This is a genomic window from Pseudomonas sp. OF001, from assembly GCF_904426495.1.
GTDB lineage: Bacteria > Pseudomonadota > Gammaproteobacteria > Pseudomonadales > Pseudomonadaceae > Geopseudomonas.
This window is the reverse complement of sequence record NZ_CAJGBM010000045.1, coordinates 124,249-146,885: the sequence shown is the minus strand read 5'-3', so window position 1 is coordinate 146,885 and position 22,637 is coordinate 124,249. Positions and strand designations below refer to the sequence as shown.

The 22,637-nt window shown below is 68.5% G+C and carries 21 protein-coding genes; 18 read left to right on the top strand and 3 right to left on the bottom strand.

The window, feature by feature from the left end; all coding sequences use genetic code 11:
• From fliH to fliF, 3 genes are read right to left on the bottom strand one after another with little or no spacing between them, the layout of a single operon-like run.
• Complete coding sequence (fliH, locus tag RA210_RS18435; protein WP_136491497.1) at positions 1–744, bottom strand: flagellar assembly protein FliH; 744 nt, start codon at positions 742–744, stop codon at positions 1–3.
• Positions 737–1,732, bottom strand: a complete 996-nt coding sequence (gene fliG / locus RA210_RS18430) for a flagellar motor switch protein FliG (protein ID WP_136491498.1) — start codon at positions 1,730–1,732, stop codon at positions 737–739. The genes fliH and fliG overlap by 8 nt, the downstream gene beginning before the upstream one ends.
• Positions 1,725–3,506: a flagellar basal-body MS-ring/collar protein FliF gene (gene fliF / locus RA210_RS18425; protein WP_201487583.1), complete on the bottom strand. Its 1,782-nt coding sequence runs from the start codon at positions 3,504–3,506 to the stop codon at positions 1,725–1,727. Before fliF ends, fliG begins: the two co-directional genes overlap by 8 nt.
• A 239-nt stretch (positions 3,507–3,745) precedes the next feature.
• Between fliF and fliE the strand changes: the two genes are divergently transcribed.
• The 18 genes from fliE (at position 3,746) to RA210_RS18335 (ending at position 22,622) form a co-directional block, all read left to right on the top strand.
• Positions 3,746–4,075, top strand: coding sequence for a flagellar hook-basal body complex protein FliE (gene fliE / locus RA210_RS18420; RefSeq protein ID WP_201487582.1), 330 nt, complete (start codon positions 3,746–3,748; stop codon positions 4,073–4,075).
• 203 nt (positions 4,076–4,278) lie between these two features.
• Positions 4,279–5,625, top strand: coding sequence for a flagellar filament capping protein FliD (fliD, locus tag RA210_RS18415; protein WP_201487581.1), 1,347 nt, complete (start codon positions 4,279–4,281; stop codon positions 5,623–5,625).
• Between the two features lie 33 nt (positions 5,626–5,658).
• Positions 5,659–6,063 (top strand): flagellar export chaperone FliS, encoded by a 405-nt coding sequence (gene fliS / locus RA210_RS18410; protein WP_236574804.1) that lies wholly within the window; start codon positions 5,659–5,661, stop codon positions 6,061–6,063.
• Positions 6,064–6,065: 2 nt separating this feature from the next.
• Complete coding sequence (locus RA210_RS18405) at positions 6,066–6,425, top strand: flagellar protein FliT (protein ID WP_136491502.1); 360 nt, start codon at positions 6,066–6,068, stop codon at positions 6,423–6,425.
• A 65-nt stretch (positions 6,426–6,490) separates the two neighbouring features.
• The gene (gene fliK / locus RA210_RS18400) at positions 6,491–7,534 is read left to right on the top strand and encodes a flagellar hook-length control protein FliK (RefSeq protein ID WP_201487580.1); all 1,044 of its coding nucleotides are present in this window, start codon (positions 6,491–6,493) and stop codon (positions 7,532–7,534) included.
• Positions 7,524–7,802, top strand: a complete 279-nt coding sequence (locus RA210_RS18395) for an EscU/YscU/HrcU family type III secretion system export apparatus switch protein (protein WP_136491707.1) — start codon at positions 7,524–7,526, stop codon at positions 7,800–7,802. The genes fliK and RA210_RS18395 overlap by 11 nt, the downstream gene beginning before the upstream one ends.
• Positions 7,803–8,180: 378 nt before the next feature.
• Entirely contained in the window at positions 8,181–8,504 is a 324-nt protein-coding gene (flhD, locus tag RA210_RS18390) for a flagellar transcriptional regulator FlhD (protein ID WP_136491706.1), read from the top strand.
• 11 nt (positions 8,505–8,515) lie between these two features.
• The gene (flhC, locus tag RA210_RS18385) at positions 8,516–9,115 is read left to right on the top strand and encodes a flagellar transcriptional regulator FlhC (RefSeq protein WP_201487579.1); all 600 of its coding nucleotides are present in this window, start codon (positions 8,516–8,518) and stop codon (positions 9,113–9,115) included.
• Between the two features lie 165 nt (positions 9,116–9,280).
• Positions 9,281–10,162, top strand: a complete 882-nt coding sequence (motA, locus tag RA210_RS18380) for a flagellar motor stator protein MotA (protein ID WP_201487578.1) — start codon at positions 9,281–9,283, stop codon at positions 10,160–10,162.
• Positions 10,159–11,058: a flagellar motor protein MotB gene (motB, locus tag RA210_RS18375; protein ID WP_136491703.1), complete on the top strand. Its 900-nt coding sequence runs from the start codon at positions 10,159–10,161 to the stop codon at positions 11,056–11,058. Before motA ends, motB begins: the two co-directional genes overlap by 4 nt.
• Before the next feature lie 8 nt (positions 11,059–11,066).
• Positions 11,067–13,304, top strand: coding sequence for a chemotaxis protein CheA (gene cheA, locus RA210_RS18370; protein ID WP_201487577.1), 2,238 nt, complete (start codon positions 11,067–11,069; stop codon positions 13,302–13,304).
• The gene (locus tag RA210_RS18365) at positions 13,304–13,795 is read left to right on the top strand and encodes a chemotaxis protein CheW (RefSeq protein ID WP_136491532.1); all 492 of its coding nucleotides are present in this window, start codon (positions 13,304–13,306) and stop codon (positions 13,793–13,795) included. Before cheA ends, RA210_RS18365 begins: the two co-directional genes overlap by 1 nt.
• 117 nt (positions 13,796–13,912) lie before the next feature.
• On the top strand, positions 13,913–15,556 hold the full coding sequence (locus RA210_RS18360; protein WP_136491531.1) for a methyl-accepting chemotaxis protein: 1,644 nt from the start codon (positions 13,913–13,915) through the stop codon (positions 15,554–15,556).
• A 73-nt stretch (positions 15,557–15,629) separates the two neighbouring features.
• Positions 15,630–16,925 carry a methyl-accepting chemotaxis protein gene (locus tag RA210_RS18355; protein WP_136491533.1) on the top strand — a complete coding sequence of 432 codons (1,296 nt, stop codon included), beginning with the start codon at positions 15,630–15,632 and terminating at the stop codon, positions 16,923–16,925.
• A 56-nt stretch (positions 16,926–16,981) separates the two neighbouring features.
• Positions 16,982–18,691, top strand: a complete 1,710-nt coding sequence (locus RA210_RS18350; RefSeq protein ID WP_136491530.1) for a methyl-accepting chemotaxis protein — start codon at positions 16,982–16,984, stop codon at positions 18,689–18,691.
• Positions 18,692–18,841: 150 nt separating this feature from the next.
• The gene (locus tag RA210_RS22110) at positions 18,842–20,563 is read left to right on the top strand and encodes a methyl-accepting chemotaxis protein (RefSeq protein WP_201487576.1); all 1,722 of its coding nucleotides are present in this window, start codon (positions 18,842–18,844) and stop codon (positions 20,561–20,563) included.
• A gap of 32 nt (positions 20,564–20,595) precedes the next feature.
• On the top strand, positions 20,596–21,459 hold the full coding sequence (locus RA210_RS18340) for a CheR family methyltransferase (protein WP_201487601.1): 864 nt from the start codon (positions 20,596–20,598) through the stop codon (positions 21,457–21,459).
• A 104-nt stretch (positions 21,460–21,563) separates the two neighbouring features.
• Positions 21,564–22,622, top strand: a complete 1,059-nt coding sequence (locus tag RA210_RS18335) for a protein-glutamate methylesterase/protein-glutamine glutaminase (protein ID WP_201487575.1) — start codon at positions 21,564–21,566, stop codon at positions 22,620–22,622.
• The last annotated feature ends 15 nt before the right edge of the window (positions 22,623–22,637 follow it).

Genomic DNA, 22,637 nt, shown 5'->3' with positions numbered 1-22,637 from the left:
TCAGACTCCCATGTCCGCGACGTGGCTGGCGTCGTCCGCCTGCTGGCGGTGGCGGATCTGTGCCACCAGGGCTTCCCAGCGCCGCTCGCGGGTGGCGTCCAGTTCGCCGCTGCCGGCGCTGGCGCGGCAGCCGCCGCGCGACAGTTCGCTGTCCGGCTGCAGGCGCCAGCCGGCGGCTTCCAGCTCGTCGCCGAGCTGGGCCTTGACCAGCACGAGGTCGGCCGGATGCAGCCACAGGCGCGGCTGGCCGCTCAGTGCCGGTTCGCTGTGCAGCAGTTCGCGGACGATCTCGAGGATCTGTTCGGGGTGCGCCGCCAGGGCCTCGCCGGCCAGCTGGCGGCCGGTGACCAGGGCCAGATCGACCAGTTGCGCGGCGATCCGTTCGTCGAGCTGGGCGAGGGCGGCGCCGAACTGCGCGGCCAGGCCCTGCAGCGGCTGCAGGGTCTGCTGCAGCTGCTGCTGCAGCTCGGCCTCGCCGGCGCGCCGGCCTTCCTCGAGGCCGGCCGCGTAGCCGGCTTCGCGGCCCTCGGCGAAGCCGTCGCGGTAGCCCTGCTCGCGGGCCTGCTGCTGGGCCTGCTCGCGCAGCGCCTGCAGTTCGGCGTTGCGCCTGAAGGCCGCCTGGCGCAGGGCTTCCTGGCGCTGCGCTTCGCGCTGCTGGCGCGTGGCCTCGCCGGCGCTGCCCAGTTCGTCCATCTGCCAGGGGCGCCACTGCTCCCCGACGTGCGGCGGCCGGCGGTCAGACATAGGAGTCGTCCCCGCCGCCGAGCACGATCTCGCCGCTGTCGGCCAGGCGGCGGACTATCTGCAGGATCGCCTTCTGCTCGGCCTCGACCTGCGATACGCGGATCGGGCCGCGCGCCTCGAGGTCCTCGCGGAACAGTTGGGCGGCGCGCTGCGACATGTTGCGCAGGAACTTGTCGAGCAGCGCAGGCTCGGCGCCCTTGAGCGCCACCACCAGCGAGTTGGTGTCGACTTCCTTGAGGATGAGCTGGATGCCTCGGTCGTCGACGTCCAGCAGGTTCTCGAACAGGAACATCTCGTCGAGGATCTTCTGCGCCAGGTCCTCGTTGTGGGCGCGCAGGGTCTCGATGGCCGACTCCTCCTGGTTGGAGTTGAGCAGGTTGAGCAGTTCCGCCGCGGTGCGCACGCCGCCCATCTTGCTGCGCTTGAGGTTCTGGCCGTCGAGCATGCCGCCGAGCACCTCGGTGAGTTCCTGCAGCGCGGCCGGCTGCACGCCGTTGAAGGTGGCCACGCGCAGGATGATGTCGTTGCGCAGGCGGTCGTCGAACAGCTGCAGGATGTCGGCCGCCTGGCCGCGCTCCAGATGGACGAGGATGGTGGCGATGATCTGCGGGTGTTCGTCGCGGATCAGCTCGGCGACCATGCCCGGTTCCATCAGGTTGAGCTTGTCGATGCCGGAGCTGGTGCCGCTGGCGTCGAGGATGTCCTCGATCAGGGTCTCGGCGCGTTCGCTGCCGAGGGCCTTGGTCAGCACCGCGCGGATGTGGTCGCTGGACAGCAGGTTGATCGCCGCGTACTGCTCGGTCTCGTCGAAGAACCCGTCGAGCACCTGGCGCATCTCCTCGTGGGAGACCTGCTGCAGGCGCGCCATCTCCAGGCTGACCGCCTCGATGTCCTGGGTCGACAGGTACTTGAACACTTCCGCGGCGCTATCCTCGTCCAGGCTGAGGAGGAGGATGGCGCTGCGGCGGACGCCGGTCATCTCAGTCATTCTTCTTCATCCAGCCGCTGACGATCATGGCGATCAGTCGTGGGTCGTCCTGGGCCATCTCGCGCAGGGTGGCCAGGTTGTGTTCGTAGACGGCCGAACGGCGGCGCTGGCGGCGCTGCAGCTCGCCGGTGGCGGCCGCGGTCGCCTCTACCGGGTCGACCGGCTCGGCGCCGCCGGCGCTGCTGGCCGGGCCGACGTTCGCGGCGTCGACAGTTTCCGCTCCGGTACCACCGGCGGCGGCCGGCGACGGTGCGTGGCGGCGCATCAGCGGGCGCAACAGCAGCAGCCAGAGCAGCAGGGCGGCGATGCCCACCATCAGGTAGCGGGCGATCGAGGTGGCCATCACGAAGAATTCCGGGGTCTGCCACCAGGGGCTGGCGGCAACGCTCGGCGAGGCCTCGGTGAACGGGCTGTTGACCACTTCCAGCTGGTCGCCGCGGTTCTCCGAGTAGCCCATGGCCTGACGCACCAGGCGGTTGATCTGCTCCAGCTCGGCAGCGCTCAGCGCCTCGCGGGTCGGGTTGCCGTCGGCGTCGACGCCGTTGCGGTAGTTGAGCACCACGGCCGCGGTCATGCGCTTGATGCTGCCGCGGCGCAGCTGGACGTGCTCGACGCTGCGGTCGACCTCGTAGTTGGTCAGGCTGTCGCGCTGCGCCGAGCCCTGGGTGCTCCTGGCTGTGGCGGTCGCCGGATCGGCCGCTGGCGCTGCGTTCTGGGCGGGCTGGCCCCTGGTCTGTCCCTGCGGCGGGGCGGGCGGGGTCGGTGCCGATGGTGCAGGGGGCGTGTTGGACAGGGCGCCCGGCACGCCGCGAGCAGGCGCGGTGTCGCCGCTGAGGCTCTCGCTGGACTGCTGGCTGCGGATCGCCGCCTCGCCGGGATTCTGGTTGGGGGTGAAGCGCTCGGCGGTCTGCTCGCGATTGGCGAAGTCGATCTCCACCGCGACCTGGGCGCGCACGTTCTCGGCGCCGAGCAGCGGGCTGAGGATGCGCTCGATGCGGCGCTGGTAGGAGCTTTCCACCTCGTCGATGTAGCTCAGCTGGCTGCCGTCGAGATCGCGTCCCTCGCCGCCGGGCACCGACAGCAGGCGGCCGTTCTGGTCGACCACGGTGACCGCCTCGGCGGTCAGCTCCGGCACGCTGGAGCTGACCATGTGCACGATGGCGTCGACCTGGCCTTCGCCGAGGCTGCGCCCCGGGTGCAGGGTCAGCACCACCGAGGCGCTGGCCGGCTGGCGGTCGCGGACGAAGATCGACTGCTTGGCCATGGCCAGGTGCACGCGCGCCTTGGCCACCGGGCCGAGCGATTCGATCGAGCGGGCCAGCTCGCCCTCCAGGCCGCGCTGGAAGTTGAGGTGCTCGGCGAACTGGCTGACGCCGAAGGCCTGCTTGTCCATCAGCTCGAAGCCGACGTTGCCGGCCTGCGGCAGGCCCTGCTCGGCCAGTTGCAGGCGCAGCGCGTGCATCTGCTCGGCCGGCACCAGCAGGGTGCTGCCGCCTTCGCTCAGGCGATAGGGCACGCCGCGCTTGTCCAGTTCGGCGATGATGCGTCCGCCGTCGGCTTCGCTGAAGTTGGAGAAGAGCACCCGGTAGTCCGGTGCCTGGGCCCACAGCAGCAGGGCGACCAGCACCGCGATGGACGCGGCGCCGGCGATCAGTACGGGCAGCAGCGGGGTGCTGCGCACCCTGGCCAGCAGGCGCTCTAGCCCGCTGCCTGTGTTGCTGCTGGCGGCGGCGCTGCCGGGGATGCCGGCGGCGGCTGGCGTGGCGTTGCTCATGCGCAGTTCCGGGGGCCGGTCAGGATGGTTTCGAAGGGCATTGCGGGTTCCGCTTGCAGGGTCGGTCGCGAGGCTCCGCCGGGCGCGGGCGGAGCTGTGATGGCGTCATTATGCGTCTGGACCGCCATGCTAAAGGCCTGAAAAGCCACGGCTTTTGCTGTCAATTGGGGGTATGGGCGGCGGTCGCTGCCCGGTAGGCTTGCCAGCATCCCCAATCCCTGCCTGTCCGGAATGTGTCGATGAGTGCTCCAGCCATCCAGTCTGCCCTGCAACAGCTCCATACCCTGGCCGCCCAGGCGGCGGGGCAGTCCGCCCAAGGCGCGACGGCCGCCCAGGCGCTCGGCCAGGGCGGCTTCGCTGCCGAGCTGCGTGCCTCGATCCAGCGCATCAACGAGCTGCAGCAGACTGCCAGCAGCAAGGCGATGGCGCTGCAGTCCGGCGCTCCCGGCGTGGAGCTGAGCGACGTCATGGTCGACATGCAGAAGGCCAGCATCGCCATGCAGATGGGCGTGCAGGTGCGCAACCGGCTGATCACCGCCTACAAGGACGTGATGAACATGCAGGTCTGATCCGGCAGCTACGCCCGGTCAGGCAAGACCCGGTCAGGCGCGACCCGGTCGCCGGCGAGGCTCCCGCGATTCTGCCTAAAGTCTCCCGGCGGTCAGCCGATAAGGTTTTCAACGGCGCCTTGCCATCTCGCTGCAGGGCCTAACTGATAAGGACGCGCGCCAGGCCCGGTTGCCGGGTGCGCCTGGTTTGCAAGGGGAATTCCATGGCCTCCATTTCCTCGCTGGGCGTCGGTTCCGGTCTCGATCTCAGCGGTCTGCTCGACCAGCTGGACAGCGCCGAGCGCCTGAAGCTGCAGCCGGTCACCCAGCAGAAGAAGGCCCAGCAGGCCAAGCTGTCGGCCTACGGCCGGCTGGAAAGCGCGCTGACCAAGGTGCAGGACGCCGCCAAGAAGCTCGGCGACAGCAAGACCTTCCAGGCGGTCACCAGCAGCATCACCGGCACCGGCGTGACTGCCGCGGCCAAGAGCGATGCGGTGGCGGGACGTTACGAGGTCGCGGTCACCAATCTGGCCCAGGCGCAGAGCCTGGCGAGCGTCGGCCTGGCCGACCGCACGACCGATCTGGGGGCCGGCACCCTGACGATCACCCAGGGTAGTGGCGCGACGCAGAAGACCCTGACGGTGACCCTGGATGCCAATGCCAGCTCGCTGGAGGACTTGCGCGACGCCATCAACAAGCAGAATGGCGGGGTCAGCGCCAGCATCGTCAATGACGGCAGCGCCACTCCCCATCGCCTGGTGCTGACCGCCAAGGACACCGGTACCGACGCGCGGATGACCGTCACCGGCGATTATGGCGGCGTGCTGAATCTTTCCGAAAAGGTGGAGGCGCGCAATGCCGCGCTGAAGGTCAACGGCATCGACATCTCCAGCCAGTCCAACATGGTCGAGGGCGCGGTGCAGGGTGTCAGCCTGTCGCTCAGCGAGGCGGGTGGCAGTCATGTGCTGACTGTCGCGCGCGACAGCGCGGCGATCAAGTCGGCGGTCACCGGTTTCGTCGATGCATGGAATTCGCTGCAGGGTACCGTTTCCAGCCTGACCGCCTACAACGCGGATACCCAGGTGGCCGGCGACCTGCTCGGCGACGCCACCCTGCGTGGCGTGCATAGCCAGTTGCGCAACGTGCTCACTGCCAGTCTCGGCGAGGGCGCGCTGACCCGGCTGGCCGATGTCGGCATCGAGCTGGAGCTCAAGGGCACCCTGAAGCTCGACGGCAGCAAGCTCGACGGCCTGATCTCCGGCGACCTGATGTCGGTCAGCGGCTTCTTCGCTGGTGTCGGCACCGCCGATGGTCTGGCCGACAAGCTGAGCAGCACGCTGGAGACGGTCCTCAAGGACGGCGGTGCCCTCGATACGGTCAGCAAGGGCGTCGAGGGGCGGATCAAGTCGCTCGACGAGCGCTACGCGCGGATGGAGGAAAGCATCAGCGCCACCGTCGAGCGCTACCGCAAGCAGTTCACCCAGCTGGATCTGATGCTGTCGGAGATGAATGCCACGACCAGCTACCTGACCCAGCAGTTCGATGCGCTGAACGCCCAGCTCAACGGCTGATAACCACTCACTCGCAGAGAGAGAACCAAGAAGATGGTCACCAGTACCATGCGCGGCGCGGCTGCCTATGCCCGGGTGGGTGTGGAGAGCAGCGTGATGGCCGCGACCCCCCATCGGCTGATCGTCATGCTGTTTGACGGTGCCCAGGCCTCGATCCGCGCGGCGCGCCTGCACATGCAGAACGGTGCCGTCGCCGAGAAGGGCAAGGCGATTTCCAAGGCCATCGACATCGTCAATCTCGGCCTGATCGCTGCTCTCGACCCGCAGCAGGGCGGGGAACTGGCGCAGCGCCTCGAACAGCTCTATGACTATGTAGTGCGCCTGCTGCTGCAGGCCAATCTGCACAACGACGAGCAGTGCCTCGACGAGGCCGAGCGCCTGCTCGAGGACATCGGCTCGGCCTGGCGCGAAATCGGGCCGCAAGTGGACGGTTACTGAGCATGGCCAGTCAATCGCAGGTCATCGACTCCTACCAGCATCTGCTCCGCCAGTCGCAGCGGATGCTCGAGTTCGCCCGCCAGGGCGACTGGTCGAGCCTGGTGCTCGAGAAGTCGCGCTATCTGGTCGAGCTGGAGAACGTCACCCAGTGCGAGCGGCGCCTCGGTGTCGAGGGCGGCGACCGGGCGCGGCGCGCCTGCCTGCTCGAGCAGATCCTCGAGCTGGAGGCGGAGATCCGTTCCTGCCTGCTGGCGCGTCGCGACGAGCTGGGGCGGCTGATCGGCGTGTCGCGGCGCCAGCTCGAGCTGGGGCGCGCCTATCGCTCCGACGTGCCCGTCGGCCCGGACGGGGGCGGCATGTGAGCGGGATCACGCCGCTTCTGGACACCTTGCTGCATCAGGTGCTGGGGCGGCGTGTGGATATTCCCTTGCCCAGGGATCTGAATGCGGCGGTTGCGGCCGCCGCACCGGCGCAGGGCGCGCGGCCTCTGCACAGCGATTCGCGTCTGGATCCGCGCGAATCGGCGCCGGTGGCGCAGGCCGCGGCCGCGGTGCGCAGCCAGGCGGCGCATGCCTCGACAGCGCGCCAGCCGGGTGCCGCCGAGGTCGCGCCGCCCGCCCAGCCGCAGCCCTCGACCACCACCTCGTTCAGCGCCGCGGCGCGGCTGATCGGCGACCTGCTGCAGCGTTTTCCGGCACCGCCGGCGGTCATCGCGCCCGCCGGCCCGCTGCTGGCCGCGGCGCCGGCCGGGTCGCAGCCCGCCGCGCTGGTCGCCGGGCAGTTGCAGCAGAGCATCCAGTCCAGCGGGCTGTTCTACGAGGCGCATGTGGCGCGCTGGTCGCGCGGCGAGCTGCCGCTCGAGGCGTTGCGCCAGGAGCCGCAGATGCGGGTGGTCCCGGTGTCTGCTTCGCCGGCTGCGGTGCAGGCGGCGCCATTGGCGCAGGAGTCGCCCGGCGAGCCGGTGCCTGCGGCGTCCGCCGAGCGTCTGTCGTCGGTCGAGTCGGGATCGCCCGCTGCAGATGAAAGGCTGGCGAACGCCAGGCATGACGGCGGGGATGCCGGCGAGGCGCAGCTGCCGCTGCTGCGCCAGCAGCTGGAGATGCTGGCGCAGCCGCAGGTGCGCTGGGAGGGCAATGTCTGGGCTGGCGTGTTCATGGCGCTGAGCATCCAGCCGCCGCCGGCGGAGGCGCAGGCGGAGAGTGGCGGCGAAGGCGAGGGTGAGGGTTCGGCCGGGCAGGGCGCATGGCAGGTGCGCCTGGCCCTGCGCCTGGAAGGGCATGGCGAGCTGGAGGTGGCGATCAGCCTGCAGGGCGAGCGGCTGGCGCTGACCCTGCAGACCGAGTCGGCCAGCCTGCGCGGCTATTTCACGCAGACCCGCGGAGTGCTGGAGGAGCGCCTGGCCGGCCATGGTTTCAGCGAGGTGCGCTTGCACCTGATCGAGCGTGAGGCGGAGGTGGGCGATGGCGGATGAGCGTTCCCATGTGCGGCGGCGCCAGGCGCTGGCGCTGGCCTACCGTGACGGCGAGGAGGCCCCGCGGCTGGTGGCCAAGGGCTATGGCGAGGTGGCCGAGCGGATCATCGCCGAGGCGCGCCGGCATGGCGTGCCGATCCACGATTCGCCCGAGCTGGTCGGCCTGCTGATGCAGGTAGACCTCGATGCGCGGATTCCGCCGCAGCTGTATCAGGTGGTCGGCGAGCTGCTGGCCTGGGCGGGCGGGCTGCAGGCGCTGCAAGAATAACGCCATATCGTTGATTCAGGTCAAGGGTGTATGGGGCGGGTGCCGGTTTTTAAAAACTGTATAAGTTTTATGCAAGTGTTTTTTTGGCGCCAATTTGCCATTTTTGGGGCGTTTTGCCCGATCTTGTGAGAAATGCTCTCAGTCGTAGTCCTCATGTGTCCTTTAGTGGTGCTACCGGGTTCACATTTTTGCGTGGTAGCATGCCGTCGTCGGCGGAACTTGGGCGTCAGGCAAGTGTCGTCGATCCTTCACCCATGCACAGCCGGAGTCGAATGCCAAGAGTGGCGCCAAAAGCGCTGTCACGGTTGTGTACAACTATTAGCTTGAGTCGCTAGGCGGCGTGCAGCCTTGATGACGTATGAAATTCAAGGGATTTCCATGAGTGTCGATAGCCTGCTGGATGATATCCAGGAGCTGAATCTTTCCTATCTGTTGCTGGCGCAGAAGCTGCTGCGGGAGGATCCGGTCACGGCGCAGTTTCGTCTTAAGCTCAGCCCCCAGACTGCCGAACTGATCGGCGGACTTTCGGCCAAGCAGCTCATGCAGCTGTCCCGCACCCGTCAGCTGCTGTGCCGCATGGTGCTGGACGATGCCGACCAGTTGGCGCAGTTGACCCAGAGCCAGCGCGAGCAGGATCTGGGGCGGATTCATGCCGCCCTGCTGATGGCTTCGGTGGCGCCAGCGGTTGCATCTGCAGGCTGAGTGAGTCCGTCATGAGCGAAAAGAGTCTGCTCAACGAGATGCAGCAGGTGCAGCTGGCGATCGATCTGATCGAGCTGGGGGCACGGCTGCAGGTACTCGAAACGGAGACGGACCTCAGCCGTGGGCGGCTGATTCGCCTGTACAAGGAAGTGCGCGGCGTTTCGCCGCCGAAAGGCATGTTGCCGTTCTCTACCGACTGGTTCGTGACCTGGTTGCCGAACATCCATTCCTCGCTGTTCTACAACATCTACGAGAGCCTGGTGCTCAGCCATGGCTGCGAGCGCATGGAGGCCTTCGTCAAGGCCTATCGCCTGTATCTCGAGCATGTCGAGCTGGCCGAGGACAGCGAGGTGGTGCTCGGGCTGACCCGGGCCTGGACCCTCGTGCGTTTCTTCGAAAGCGAGATGCTCGAACTGGTGCGCTGTACCAGTTGCAGCGGTCGCTTCGTGGCTCATGCCCATGCGCCCAGGCGTGGTTATGTCTGCGGGATCTGCCAGCCTCCTTCGCGCGCCGGCAAGACGCGCAAGCACCGCGAGGCCAGTCTGGAAGCCTCCGCCAATGCCGGTGACGCCGGCTTCGGCGATGCGCCGCTGGCGGTCGCCGGCGGCTGATGCCCTCTCCGGGGCGCCCGTTCGCGGCGCCCCGGCTGGCCTGCCCATCCTCGCGTTGCCGCACCTGCGCCGTTCGGCGCTCCGCGCATCGCCGCCCTCAAGTTCCGCCAGCGACTGCCGATAGCACTCAGGTCATCTCCTGATCTGACCCAAGGAAGTGTTGTCGTGCTGATCGTGATCGGATTCGCCGTGGTCCTCCTCTCCGTGTTCGGCGGCTATGTGCTGTCGGGTGGCAGTCTCGGCCCGCTGTATCAGCCCACCGAGGTGCTGATCATCTGCGGCGCCGCGCTGGGCGCCTTCCTCGCGGCCAACCACGGCAAGGCGATCAAGAGCACGTTCAAGGCCGCCTCGACCCTCAAGCGCAGCCTCAAGTACGACAAGGCGATGTACATGGAGGTGCTGGCCCTGCAGTACAAGCTGCTGGCCAAGGCCCGCCGCGACGGCATGCTGTCGATCGAGCGCGACATCGACAGTCCGGCCGAAAGTGCGCTGTTCGCCGAGCATCCGCAGCTGCTCGAGGACACCATGATCATGCACTTCCTCACCGACTACCTGCGCCTGATGGTCAGCGGCAACATGAGCGCCCACGAGATCGACGAGCTGATGCTCCACGAGATCGAGTCGTTCGAGCACGAGGCGCACCTGCCGGCCGACGCGCTGACCAAGGTCAGCGACGGCCTGCCGGCCTTCGGCATCGTCGCCGCGGTGATGGGTGTGGTGAAGACCCTGAGTTCCGCCGCCGGCGCGCCGCCGGACGAGATGGGCATGATGATCGCCCACGCCCTGGTCGGCACCTTCCTCGGCATCCTGCTGGCCTACGGCTTCGTCGCCCCGCTGGCCAGCCGCATCGGCCGCCAGGTGTCCGAGGCGGTGAAGATGCTGCAGTGCCTGCGCGTGACCCTGCTGGCCAGCATCAACGGCTACCCGCCGCAGATCGCCGTGGAGTTCGGCCGCAAGGCGCTGGATACCGTCGAGCGGCCGACCGCCGCCGAGCTGGAGGAGCACGTGCGCAACCACAAGCCGGCGGCCGCGGCAGGTAGCGCATGAGCGACCACGACCGCCCGATCATCATTGTCCGCCGCAAGAAGGTCAGCCATGGCCATCACGGCGGCGCCTGGAAGATCGCCTTCGCCGACTTCATGACCGCCATGATGGCGTTCTTCCTGGTCATGTGGATCCTCGCCTCCTCGGACGACAAGACCCGCCAGGCGGTCGCCGAGTACTTCAGCACGCCGCTGCTGGTAGCCATGGCTGGCGGCGACAAGCCCACCGCCAGCGACAGCGCGATTCCTGGCGGCGGCCCCGACCCGACCCATGCCGAAGGCGAGCAGATGCGCATCGACCTGCGCGAGAGGACGCGCAGCAGCGACGAGCAGGCGCGCCTGCAGGACCTCAAGCAGCGCATCGAGAAGGTGATCGAGAGCGATGCAGCGCTGCGCGAGCTGCGCGAGCAGATCCGCCTTGAGCTGACTCCCGAGGGGCTGCGCATCCAGCTGGTGGATACCGAGTCGCGACCGATGTTCGAGGTCGGCAGCGCGCGGGTCGCCCCCTACCTGCGCAGCCTGCTGAGGACCATCGCGCCGATGCTCAACGAGCTGCCCAACAGTATCCAGATCACCGGCCATACCGACAGCCGGCCCTATCCGGGCGGCGAGGCCGGCTACGGCAACTGGGAGCTGTCCAGCGAGCGGGCCAACGCCTCGCGGCGCGAGCTGGTGGCTGGCGGCCTGGCCCTCGACAAGCTGCTGCGGGTGGCCGGCATGGCCGACCGCGTGCCCTTCGCCGGTGCCGCCCCGCAGGATCCGATGAACCGGCGCATCGCGGTGATCGTCCTCGACTCGCGCACCGCCGCGGCGATCCTGGAGCAGAGTTCCTTTACCCCGGAAACCGTGCCGACGCCTGACGTCGCGCCCGCTTCCGGCACCACCCCCACGCCCGAGTGAGAGCCTGCATGGATATCACCGAATTCTACGCCACCTTCTTCGAAGAGGCCGCGGAGCTGCTGGACGACATGGAGCGCCATCTGCTGGAGCTGGATATCGACGATCCGGACCCCGAGCAGCTCAACGCCATCTTCCGCGCGGCGCACTCGATCAAGGGCGGCGCCGGCACCTTCGGCTTCGATGTGCTGCAGAAGACCACCCACATCTTCGAAAACCTGCTCGACCACCTGCGCCGCGGCGAGCTGAAGCTGCGCCGCGACATCGTCGACCTGTTCCTGGAAACCAAGGACATGCTGCACGACCAGCTGGACGCCTACCGACACAACGCCGAGCCGGATGCCGAGGCCTTCGCGCGCATCTGCCAGACCCTGCAGCAGCTGGCGCTCGAGGAGATCGGCCACGCCCCGGCCGCTGCCGCGGCCATCCCGGCGCCTGCCCCAGCGCCTGCTCCGGCGCCGGTGATCGAGCCGGAGCCGGTCGCGCCGGTCGTCGCGCCCCAGGCCGACGCCGCGGAGGGCGGTCAGGCGCGTCTGTGCGTGGCGCTGCTGGGCGTCAAGGAAAAGGATCGCCAGCTGCTGGTCGACGAGCTCAAGCAGTTCGGCACCATCGTCTGCCAGGGGGGCGACCAGCAGCGCTACGAGGTGGAGCTGCTGTCCGAGGAGGATCCCGGCGACATCGAGGCGGTGATGTGCTTCATCGTCGAGCCCGAGCAGCTGGAGATCTGCGTGCTCGGCATCGGTGATGAGCCGGCGTCCAGTGGCGGGCTGGAGCCGATCGCCCAGCTGGTGGCGGCCTTCGCGCCCGAGGCCGCTGTCGCGGCGGCAGCCCGGACGCCCGAGCCTGCACCCGTCGCCGTCAAGACTCCGGCGCCGGCAGCTCCGGCGGCATCTGCACCTGCTCCTGCACCGGCCGTGCAACCGCCCGCGGCGGTCGCCCCGCAGCCCGCGGCGCCTGCCGCAGCGTCTGCCGCCGCGCCGGCCAGTCCCGCTCCGGCCGCCGCTGCGCGCCCGGCGGCCCCGGCCAGCGCCGAATCCAGCAGCCTGCGGGTGCCGGTGGACAAGGTCGACCAGATCATCAACCTGGTCGGCGAGCTGGTGATCACCCAGTCGATGCTCGAGCAGACCGCCGGCCAGCTCGACGGCGCCCTGCACAGCGAGCTGCTCAACGGCATGGGCCTGCTCAAGCGCAATGCGCGCGACCTGCAGGAAGCGGTGATGTCGATCCGCATGGTGCCGATGGACTACGTGTTCAGCCGCTTCCCGCGCCAGGTGCGCGACCTGGCCGCCAAGCTGGGCAAGGAGATCGAGCTGGTCACCGAGGGCAAGTCCACCGAGCTGGACAAGAGCCTGGTCGAGCGCATCATCGACCCGCTCACCCACCTGGTGCGCAACAGCCTCGACCATGGCATCGAGTCGCCGGACCAGCGCGAGGCCGCCGGCAAGTCGCGCACCGGCCGGCTGACCCTGTCCGCCCGCCATCAGGGCGGCAACATCCTCATCGAGGTGCGCGACGACGGCGCCGGCCTCAACCGCGACAAGCTGCTGGCCAAGGCGCGCAGCCAGGGCCTGGCGGTGAACGACGGCATGCCCGACGACGAGGTCTGGCAACTGATCTTCGCTCCCGGCTTCTCCACGGCCGAACAGGTCAGCGACGTGTCGGGGCGCGGGGTGGGCATGGACGTCGTGCGCCGCAACATCCAGTCGATGGGCGGCCATGTGCAGATCCTCTCGCGCGCCGGGCAGGGCACCACCATCCGCATCGTCCTGCCGCTGACCCTGGCGATCCTCGACGGCATGTCGGTGCGTGTCGGCAAGGAGGTCTTCATCCTGCCGCTCAGCGCAGTGCTCGAATCGCTGCAGCCGCGCGCCGAGGACCTCTACTCGATGGCCGGCACCGACCTGCTGCTCAAGGTGCGCGACGAGTATCTGCCGGTGGTGGCGCTGCATCAGGTCATGGATGTTGCCGATGCGCGTACTGCACCCACCGAGTCGATCACCGTGATCGTGCAGGGCGAGGGCCGCCGTTATGCCCTGCAGGTGGACGATTTGATCGGCCAGCAGCAGGTGGTGGTGAAGAACCTGGAAACCAACTACCGCCGGGTGCCGGGGATTTCCGCCGCCACCATCCTCGGCGATGGCAGCGTCGCGCTGATCCTCGATGTCGGCGACCTGCAGCGCCTCAACCGTAGCCAATCCGCCCTGCGCGACCCGCGCAGCACCGCAGCTCCCCTCCAGGAGGTTATCTGATGTCCTTCCAAACGACCGACAACGCCGCCGCAGAGGCGCGTCCGCGCGAGTTCCTGGTGTTCTCCCTGGGCAGCGAGGAGTACGCCATCGACATCCTCAAGGCCCAGGAGATCCGCGGCTACGAGAACGTCACCCGGATCGCCAGCGCGCCGCCGTTCATCAAGGGTGTCACCAACCTGCGCGGGGTGATCGTGCCGATCGTCGACCTGCGCATCAAGTTCAACCTCGACCGCGTCGAGTACGACAGCCAGACCGTGGTGATCGTGGTGAACGTCTCCGGCCGGGTGGTCGGCGTGGTGGTCGACGGCGTTTCCGACGTGCTCAGCCTGACTCCCGAACAGATCAAGCCGGCGCCGGAGTTCGGCCTGTCGCTGTCCTCCGACTACCTCAGCGGGCTGGCCAGCCTGGAGGACCGCATGCTGGTGCTGGTCGACATCGACCGCATGCTGACCAGCGAGGAAATGGCGCTGGTGGAAAAGACCGCGGTCTGAGCGGCCGGCTCGAAAGTTCTTCCCCGGATTGCCGATAGACAGAAAGGCCGCAAGAGCCGCGCGAGACGGGTCAATCGGCAAGCCATAAGTTAAAAGAAAAGACCTCGGGGGTATGGGATGCGCAATCTGACTACGAGCCAGAAGCTGTGGGGCACACTGATCGCCGCCTGGCTGGCCATGCTGGTGCTGATGTTCTGGAGTGCCTGGGTAACGCGCAGCGTGATGTTCGACGAGCGCAAGGCCAAGGTGGAGAGCCAGGTGGAAATCGCCCGCTCGGTGATCAGCGACGTGGCCGCGCAGGTGCAGCGCGGCGGCATGAGCCTGGACGCGGGCCAGCTGTATGCGAGCGAGCTGATCAAGAGCATGCGCTACGATGACGGGCGCGGCTATTTCTTCATCTTCGACGACAGCATGGTCGTCGCCCACCCGACCATCCCGGCCAGCACCTCGGTCGAGGACTTCAAGGATGCCGATGGCCGCCACCTGTTCGCCGAAATGGCCCAGGCGGTGAAGCAGGCCGGCGAGTCCGCCTTCATCGACTACCGCTGGAAGCATGCCAGCAGCGAGGAGCTGGAGAACAAGCGCTCCTACGTGCGCAGCTTCGAGCCCTGGGGCTGGTACATCGGTACCGGCACCTACATCGCCGACATCAACGACATGTTCATAGAGAAGCTGATCCAGTCGGCCCTTGGCCTGCTGCTGGTCGGCATCCCGCTGTCGCTGCTGATGGGCTGGGTGATCCGTGACCTGCTGCAGCGTCTGGGGGGTGATCCGCGCTATGCCGTGGTGGTGGCCCGGCAGATCGCCGAAGGCGACCTCAGCCAGGCGCCGCAGCTGCGCGCCGGCGATAGCCAGAGCCTGCTGGCGGACATGAACCGCATGCGCGAGTCGCTCAGCCGCACCATCGGCGACATCAGCCACAGCGCCCACGAGGTTCAGGAGGAGGCCGAGGCGATCAGCTACGGCAACGCCGAACTGGCGGCGCGTACCGAGCAGCAGGCCGCCGCCCTGGCGGAAACCGCCTCGACCATGGAGCAGCTCACCTCCACCGTGCGGCAGAACGCCGAGAACGCCGACCAGGCGCGGCGTCTGGCGGCCAACTGCGCCGACAACGCGCACAAGGGCGGCAGCGCCATGGAGCAGGTGGTCGACGCCATGAGCGCGATCCAGGCCAGCGCCAGCCAGATGTCCAGCATCGTCGACACCATCGACGCGATCGCCTTCCAGACCAACATCCTCGCCCTCAATGCCTCGGTGGAAGCGGCGCGCGCCGGCGAGCAGGGCCGCGGCTTCGCCGTGGTGGCCGGCGAAGTGCGCAAGCTGGCCAGTCGCTCGGCCGAGGCGGCCCACGAGATCAAGGGGCTGATCGACAGCGCCGGGGGCCAGGTGCGCACCGGCAACGAGCGGGTACGCCAGACCGGCGAGGTCATCCGCAACATGGTCGCCGACATCGGCCGGCTGAACATCCTGATCAGCGAGATCTCCTCGGCCTCTGCGGAGCAGAGCAGTGGCATCGAGCAGGTCAACGTGGCGGTGGCGCAGATGGACCAGATGACCCAGCGCAACGCCGGCATGGTGCAGGACAGTGCGCTGGCCGCGCAGCGCCTGAGCAAGCAGAGCGCGCGGCTGAGCGAGCATGTGGTGCGCTTCGTCATCGGCGGTGGCGACGCCGCACCGCGCTCGCGGGTGAACGAGTCTGCCGCTGGCGAGCCGTTCGAGCTGCAGCCGGCAACGGCGCGCGGCGAAACCGCCTGGGCCTGAAGCATCGAGAGCGCGGCCCGTCGCCGGTGGCGGGTCGCTGCACAAGGAGAGCAAGGTGAAGCTACTGAACAACATGACCGTGCGGTTGAGCTGGAACCTGGTCCTGGGCCTGTTCGCCACGCTGGTCTGCGCCCTCAGCGCGCTCGGCTGGTACAGCCTGGGATTCGCCGAACAGAGCATCGCCGCCGTGCCGCAGGCCGGCGCGCAGCAGCAGGCCTTCGCCGAGTTCGCCGGCGCCGTCCGCTGGCTGATCGTCCTGGTCCTGCTGCTCTCGGTGGCCAGCATCTTCGCCGTGGTGTGGGGCGTCGGCCGCAACGTGATCCGCCCGCTGCAGCGGGTGGTCGGCCACTGCGAGCAGATCGCCGCCGGCAACCTGGCCGAGCCGATCGAGGCGGGCAGCAGCAACGAGATCGGCCAGCTGTTCGCCTCGCTGGCGCATATCCAGCAGCGTCTGACCGCCACCGTGGGCACTGTGCGCCACAGCAGCCAGCTGATCCACGAGGGCGCCCAGGACATCGCCGAGGGCAACCGCAACCTGTCCTCGCGGACCATCGATCAGGCCGCCTCGCTGGAGAATACCGCCTCCAGCATGGAGCAGCTGACCGCCACCGTCGGCCAGAACGCCGACAACGCGCGCCAGGCCAGCCAACTGGCGGCCACCGCCGCGCAGGCCGCGCAGCGCGGTGGCGAGGTGGTCGAGGAGGTGGTCAGCACCATGGGGCAGATCAGCAGCAGCTCGCACCGGGTCGCCGAGATCATCAAGCTGATCGACTCGATCGCCTTCCAGACCAACATCCTCGCGCTGAACGCCTCGGTGGAAGCGGCGCGCGCCGGCGAGCAGGGCCGCGGCTTCGCCGTGGTGGCCGGCGAGGTGCGCAGCCTGGCCAGCCGCAGCGCCGACGCGGCCAAGGACATCCGCACCCTGATCGGCGAGTCGGTGGCGCGGGTCGAGACCGGCAGCAACCTGGTCAGCCAGGCCGGCAACGCCATGCAGGAGATCGTCGAGGCGGTGCAGAAGGTCGCCGACATCATGGACGAGATCGCCGCCGCCTCCGCCGAGCAGAGCAACGGCATCGGCCTGGTCAACCAGGCGGTGACCCAGATGGACCAGGTGACCCAGCAGAACGCCGGCCTGGTGCAGGACTCGGCGCGTGCCGCCAGCGATCTGGTCGGCGAAGCCCAGCGCCTGCGCGAGGCGGTGGAGGTGTTCCGCATCGTCGAGACGCAGGCGTCGTCGCGCCCGCCGGCCCGGTCGTGGGCCCGGCAGCAGTACGAGAGCGCCGAGCGCGAGGTGGCTGAACTGGCCCGCACCGCTGACAGCCGTCCCGCGGCCAGGTCGGCGGACGAGGACGACTGGCAGACCTTCTGAACCGCCGCAGAGCGGTCGCAACGCCCCGAAGCCACTCACATCCATGGAGAGTCAGCATGCGCAACAACCAGCCGGTCACCCAGCGCGAATTCGAGTTGGCGGATGACACCTTCCTGATCTCGCGTACCGACCTCAAGGGGCGGATCACCTATGCCAACCCGACCTTCATCCGGGTCAGCGGCTATAGCTGGGAGGAGCTCAACGGCGCCGATCACAACCTGGTGCGCCATCCGGACATGCCACCGGCGGCCTTCGCCAACCTGTGGACGACCATCCAGGAAGGGCATTCCTGGAACGGCCTGGTGAAGAACCGTCGCAAGAACGGCGACCACTACTGGGTGCGCGCCAACGTCACGCCGACCGTCGAGGACGGCCGGGTGGTGGGCTACACCTCGATCCGCCGCAAGGCGAGCCGCGAGGAGGTCGACTCGGTCGTCGACGCCTACCGGCAGATCCGCGACGGCGGCGGCCGCCAGTTCATGCTCGATCGCGGCCGCCTGCTGCGCCGTGGCCCGGCCGGCTGGCTGGCACGTCTGCAGCCGTCCTCGCTGCGTTTCCGGCTGTGGCTGATCCGCCTGATCGCGGTGCTGATGGTGATCGGCAACAGCGTCTCCGGGGTGACCAAGTTCCTCGACGGCGCGGCGGGACCGGAGATGCTTGCCGAGGGTGTGATGGCGCTGCTCGGGGTGCTGCTGCTGACCATGACCCTGAGTACCGGGCGGGCGCTGCTGCGTGGCCTGGAGTTCGCCTCCGACTACATGGCGCAACTGGCCGCCGGCAACCTCGAGGTGCGCCTGCGCAGCAGCCGGCTCGACGAGCTGGCCCAGCTGATGCGCTTCCAGGACGCCCTGCGCAAGAGCATGCGCGGCATCTCGCTCGACGTCAGCGGCAGCGTCAATGCCTTGTCGACTGCGGTCGAACAGATCGCCGGTGGCAACGAGGAGCTGTCCGCGCGCACCGAGCAGCAGGCCGCCTCGCTGCAGCAGACCGCGGCGAGCATGGAGGAGCTGACCGCCACCGTGCAGCAGAACGCCGGCAACGCCCGTCACGCCAGCCAGTTGGCCAGCGACGCCGCCACCACCGTGCGCGAGAGCGGCGAGGTGATGGGCCAGGTGGTCGGCACCATGGGGCAGATCACCAGCACTTCGCGGAAGATGACCGAGATCATCAACGTGATCGACTCGATCGCCTTCCAGACCAACATCCTCGCGCTGAACGCCTCGGTGGAAGCGGCGCGCGCCGGCGAGCAGGGCCGCGGCTTCGCCGTGGTGGCCAGCGAGGTACGCAACCTGGCCAGCCGCTCGGCGGAGGCCTCGCGGGAGATCCGCGGGCTGATCGTCAGCTCCTCGCAGCAGATCGACGAGGGCGCCCAGCTGGTACAGCGCGCCGAGCAGAGCATCGAGGGGGTGGTGGATGCGGTGACCAAGGTCAACGACATCATGGGCGAGATCGCCGCCGCTTCGGCCGAGCAGAGCAGCGGCATCGGCCTGGTCAACCAGGCGGTGGCTCAGATGGACGACGTCACCCAGCGCAACGCCGGCCTGGTGCAGCGCGCCGCGCAGGCCGCGGTCGAGCTGGAGGTGCACCTGACCGACGCCCTGCGCACCATCGGCGTGTTCCGCCTGGATGGCCAGTCGCCTGCCGCGCCGCGCCAGCCTGCCAGCGGAGCGCGCCGGCCTGCGACCCCGGTCGCTGCCCCGGCGGCCAGCAGCCAGCCGGCGCGGCGCAAGAGCGCCGAGCCGGTCGAGGAGTGGAGCGAATTCTGAAGGGTTCGACCGACACACGGAGGTTGTCGCATGGAACGTCTGCTGACGCGATTTACCGCAGAGCGCTGTGGCCTTTCGCCACCGCGCCCTGCCTGCCAATGAATACGCCGGCCCCGTGCCGGCCTGCCACAGCCGTGGAGCAAGTCTGTTATGCGTAACAACCAGCCGGTCACCCAGCGCGAGTACGAGCTGCGGGATGAGCACTTCCTGATTTCCCGTACCGATCTGCAGGGCCGGATCACCTATGCCAACCCGAGCTTCATCGAGGTCAGCGGCTATTCCTGGGAGGAGCTGCACGGCGCCAACCACAACCTGGTACGTCACCCGGACATGCCGCCGGAGGCCTTCGCCAACCTGTGGTCGACCATCCAGGAAGGGCACTCCTGGAACGGTCTGGTGAAGAACCGCCGCAAGAACGGCGACCACTACTGGGTACGCGCCAACGTCACGCCGACCGTCGAGGACGGCCGGGTGGTGGGCTACACCTCGGTGCGCTCGAAGCCGAGTCCCGGCGAGGTTGATGCGGCGGGCCAGGCCTACCGGCAGATCCGCGAAGGGCGCGGCAGGCATCTGCGCCTCGACCGCGGGCGCCTGGTGCATCGCGGGCCGCGCGGCTGGCTGGTGCACCTGCGCCAGCCGTCCCTGCGCGCCCGCCTGTGGAGCATCATGGCCGCCGCCCTGGTGCTGGTGGTCGACAGCGGCTTCGACCTGGTGCAGGCGCTGATCAGTGGCGCGGGGGCTGCCGATCTGGCCGAGGAGGCGGGCATGGCGCTGGTCGGCCTGTTCCTGCTCGTCCGCATGGTGCGCACCGGTCGCGCGGTGCACCGAGCCCTGCAGGGCTCGGTCGACTACATGGCGCAGCTGGCCGCCGGCAATCTCGAGGCGCGCCTGGGCGACTGCCAGATCGCCGAGATGGCCGAGCTGATCCGCTTCCAGGGCGCGGTGCGCAACAGCGTGGCCCGCATTGCCCGCGACGTGAACCGCAGCGTCGATTCGCTGGCCGAGGCGGTGGACGACATCGCCCATGGCAACGAGGAGCTGTCCTCGCGCACCGAGCAGCAGGCCGCCTCGCTGCAGCAGACCGCGGCGAGCATGGAGGAGCTGACCGCCACCGTGCAGCAGAACGCCGGCAACGCCCGCCACGCCAGCCAGCTGGCCAGCGATGCCGCCGCCACGGTGCGCGACAGCGGCGAGGTGATGGGCCAGGTGGTCGGCACCATGGACCAGATCACCGCCACCTCGCGCAAGATGACCGAGATCATCAACGTCATCGACTCGATCGCCTTCCAGACCAACATCCTCGCGCTGAACGCCTCGGTGGAGGCGGCGCGCGCCGGCGAGCAGGGCCGCGGCTTCGCCGTGGTGGCCAGCGAAGTGCGCAACCTGGCCAGCCGCTCGGCCGATGCCTCCAAGGAGATCCGCGGGCTGATCGTCAGCTCCTCGCAGCAGATCGACGCGGGCGCCCAGCTGGTGCAGCGCGCCGAGCAGAGCATCGAGGGGGTGGTGGATGCGGTGACCAAGGTCAACGATATCATGGGCGAGATCGCCGCCGCCTCCGACGAGCAGAGCAGCGGCATCGCCCAGGTCAACCAGGCGGTGGCGCAGATGGATGACGTGACCCAGCGCAACGCCGGCCTGGTGCAGACAGCGGCGCAGGCGTCGGTCGAACTCAAGAGCCATCTCGAGGACGCCCTGCGCACCATGGGCGTGTTCCGCCTGCGCGAGCGCCAGGAGCGTGCGGCGGGAGGCGCTCCGCGCCGTCCGGCGCCGAAGGCCTCGCCTGCCGCCGCGGCGGTCCAGCCCGGTGCGCCGGCAGCCACGCCGCCAGCGCGCCGCGAGGCGCCTGCGGTCGAGGAATGGAGCGAATTTTGATTACCAGCAGGAAATAGCTCTTGAGCAGTCCTATGAATGTCGAAGTGCCCGCCGTCAGCGGTTTTGGCCGCGATCTGGTCATGACCGATGCGGATTTCCGCCGCATCAGCCAGCTGATCTACGATCGCGCCGGCATCGTGCTGGCCGACAACAAGCGCGAGATGGTCTACAGCCGCCTGGCCAAGCGCCTGCGCCTGCACGGCATGAGCCATTTCGGCGAATACCTCGATCGCCTCGCGCGCCAGCCGGGCGCGCGGGAGTGGGAGGCCTTCACCAATGCGCTGACCACCAACCTGACGGCATTCTTCCGCGAGGCGCACCACTTCCCGCTGCTGGCCGCCCATGTGGCCGGGCGCCGGGAGCCGGTGCGCATCTGGTGCGCGGCGGCCTCCACCGGCGAGGAGCCGTATTCGATCGCCATGACCCTGATCGAGGCGCTCGGACCGCAGCTGGCCAGCCAGTCACGGGTGATCGCCACCGACATCGATACCGAAGCCCTGGCCAAGGCGCGCACCGGTGTCTATCCGCTCAAGCAGGTGCTGGAGATGGGCGAGGAGCGGGCACACCGCTTCTTCCTGCGTGGCAGCGGCGAGCGCATCGGCCTGGCGCGGGTGCGCCAGGAGCTGATGAACATGGTCGAGTTCAGCCAGCTCAACCTGCATGACGCGCAGTGGAAGATCGGCGGGCCGTTCGATGCGATCTTCTGCCGCAACATCATGATCTACTTCGACAAGACCAGTCAGGCCAAGATCCTCAAGCACTTCGTGCCCTACCTGAAGCCGGATGGCCTGCTGATCACCGGCCATTCGGAAAACTTCTCCTACATCAGCGACGACTTCGTGCTGCGCGGGCAGACGGTCTACACCCTGCGTGACGCCGCCGGGCCTAAAGGCTGAGCGGCATCTGCCGATAAGCTCTGATAATGAGCGTGAACCCCCCGGGTCCGTCCTTGCTGCGGGCGGGCCCGGGCGAAAAATCGCGACACGCGAAGGAGAGCAGTTTGAGTGTCCCCAAGATCAAGGTTCTGTGTGTCGATGACTCGGCGCTGATACGTGACCTGCTGCGCGAGATCATCAACTCGCAGCCGGACATGGAAGTGGTGGCGGTGGCCGCCGATCCGCTGGTGGCGCGTGACCTGATCAAGCAACACAACCCTGACGTGCTGACTCTGGACGTGGAAATGCCGCGCATGGACGGTCTGGACTTCCTCGACCGCCTGATGCGTCTGCGGCCGATGCCGGTGCTGATGGTGTCCTCGCTGACCCAGGCCGGTTCCGAGGTGACCCTGCGTGCCCTCGAACTGGGTGCGCTGGACTTCATCGCCAAGCCGCAGATGGGCATCCGCCACGGCATGCTCGAATACAGCGAGCTGATCGCCGACAAGATCCGCGCCGCCGCCCGTTCGCGGCCGCGCCAGACCGCGTCCGGCGCCCCGCGCCCGGCGGTGCTCAAGGCCCCGCTGATCTCCAGCGAGAAGCTGGTGATCATCGGCGCCTCCACCGGCGGCACCGAGGCGATCCGCGCGGTGCTCGAACCGCTGCCGGCCAACAGCCCGGCGATCCTGATCGCCCAGCACATGCCCGGTGGCTTCACCAAATCGTTCGCCGAGCGCCTCAACCGCCTGTGCAGCATCGTGGTCAAGGAGGCCGAGGACGGCGAGCGTATCCTGCCCGGGCATGCCTACATCGCCCCCGGTACCGCGCACCTCAAGCTGGTGCGCAGCGGCGCCAACTACGTCGCCCGCCTCGATGACGGCCTGCCGGTGAACCGTCACCGTCCCTCGGTGGACGTGCTGTTCCGCTCCGCGGCGGAAAGCGCCGGGCGCAACGCCATCGGCGTGCTGCTCACCGGCATGGGCCGTGATGGTGCCCGTGGCCTGCTGGAGATGCGCCAGGCCGGGGCCTTCACCTTCGCCCAGGACGAGGCCAGTTGCGTGGTGTTCGGCATGCCGCGCGAGGGCATCGCCCTGGGCGGTGCCTGCGAGGTGGTTTCGCTCGATCACATGGCCGAGCGGATTCTCAGTCAGGTCGCTGCTTCCGGGCGGGCGCAGCGCGTTTGACGCATTTTTATAATA

Coding starts and splice junctions, on each gene's coding strand:
- fliH (WP_136491497.1), bottom strand. CDS start 744: ATGTCTGACCGCCGGCCGCCGCACGTCGGGGAGCAGTGGCGCCCCTGG.
- fliG (WP_136491498.1), bottom strand. CDS start 1,732: ATGACTGAGATGACCGGCGTCCGCCGCAGCGCCATCCTCCTCCTCAGC.
- fliF (WP_201487583.1), bottom strand. CDS start 3,506: ATGAGCAACGCCACGCCAGCCGCCGCCGGCATCCCCGGCAGCGCCGCC.
- fliE (WP_201487582.1), top strand. CDS start 3,746: ATGAGTGCTCCAGCCATCCAGTCTGCCCTGCAACAGCTCCATACCCTG.
- fliD (WP_201487581.1), top strand. CDS start 4,279: ATGGCCTCCATTTCCTCGCTGGGCGTCGGTTCCGGTCTCGATCTCAGC.
- fliS (WP_236574804.1), top strand. CDS start 5,659: ATGGTCACCAGTACCATGCGCGGCGCGGCTGCCTATGCCCGGGTGGGT.
- RA210_RS18405 (WP_136491502.1), top strand. CDS start 6,066: ATGGCCAGTCAATCGCAGGTCATCGACTCCTACCAGCATCTGCTCCGC.
- RA210_RS18395 (WP_136491707.1), top strand. CDS start 7,524: ATGGCGGATGAGCGTTCCCATGTGCGGCGGCGCCAGGCGCTGGCGCTG.
- flhD (WP_136491706.1), top strand. CDS start 8,181: ATGAGTGTCGATAGCCTGCTGGATGATATCCAGGAGCTGAATCTTTCC.
- flhC (WP_201487579.1), top strand. CDS start 8,516: ATGAGCGAAAAGAGTCTGCTCAACGAGATGCAGCAGGTGCAGCTGGCG.
- motB (WP_136491703.1), top strand. CDS start 10,159: ATGAGCGACCACGACCGCCCGATCATCATTGTCCGCCGCAAGAAGGTC.
- cheA (WP_201487577.1), top strand. CDS start 11,067: ATGGATATCACCGAATTCTACGCCACCTTCTTCGAAGAGGCCGCGGAG.
- RA210_RS18365 (WP_136491532.1), top strand. CDS start 13,304: ATGTCCTTCCAAACGACCGACAACGCCGCCGCAGAGGCGCGTCCGCGC.
- RA210_RS18360 (WP_136491531.1), top strand. CDS start 13,913: ATGCGCAATCTGACTACGAGCCAGAAGCTGTGGGGCACACTGATCGCC.
- RA210_RS18355 (WP_136491533.1), top strand. CDS start 15,630: ATGACCGTGCGGTTGAGCTGGAACCTGGTCCTGGGCCTGTTCGCCACG.
- RA210_RS18350 (WP_136491530.1), top strand. CDS start 16,982: ATGCGCAACAACCAGCCGGTCACCCAGCGCGAATTCGAGTTGGCGGAT.
- RA210_RS22110 (WP_201487576.1), top strand. CDS start 18,842: ATGCGTAACAACCAGCCGGTCACCCAGCGCGAGTACGAGCTGCGGGAT.
- RA210_RS18340 (WP_201487601.1), top strand. CDS start 20,596: ATGAATGTCGAAGTGCCCGCCGTCAGCGGTTTTGGCCGCGATCTGGTC.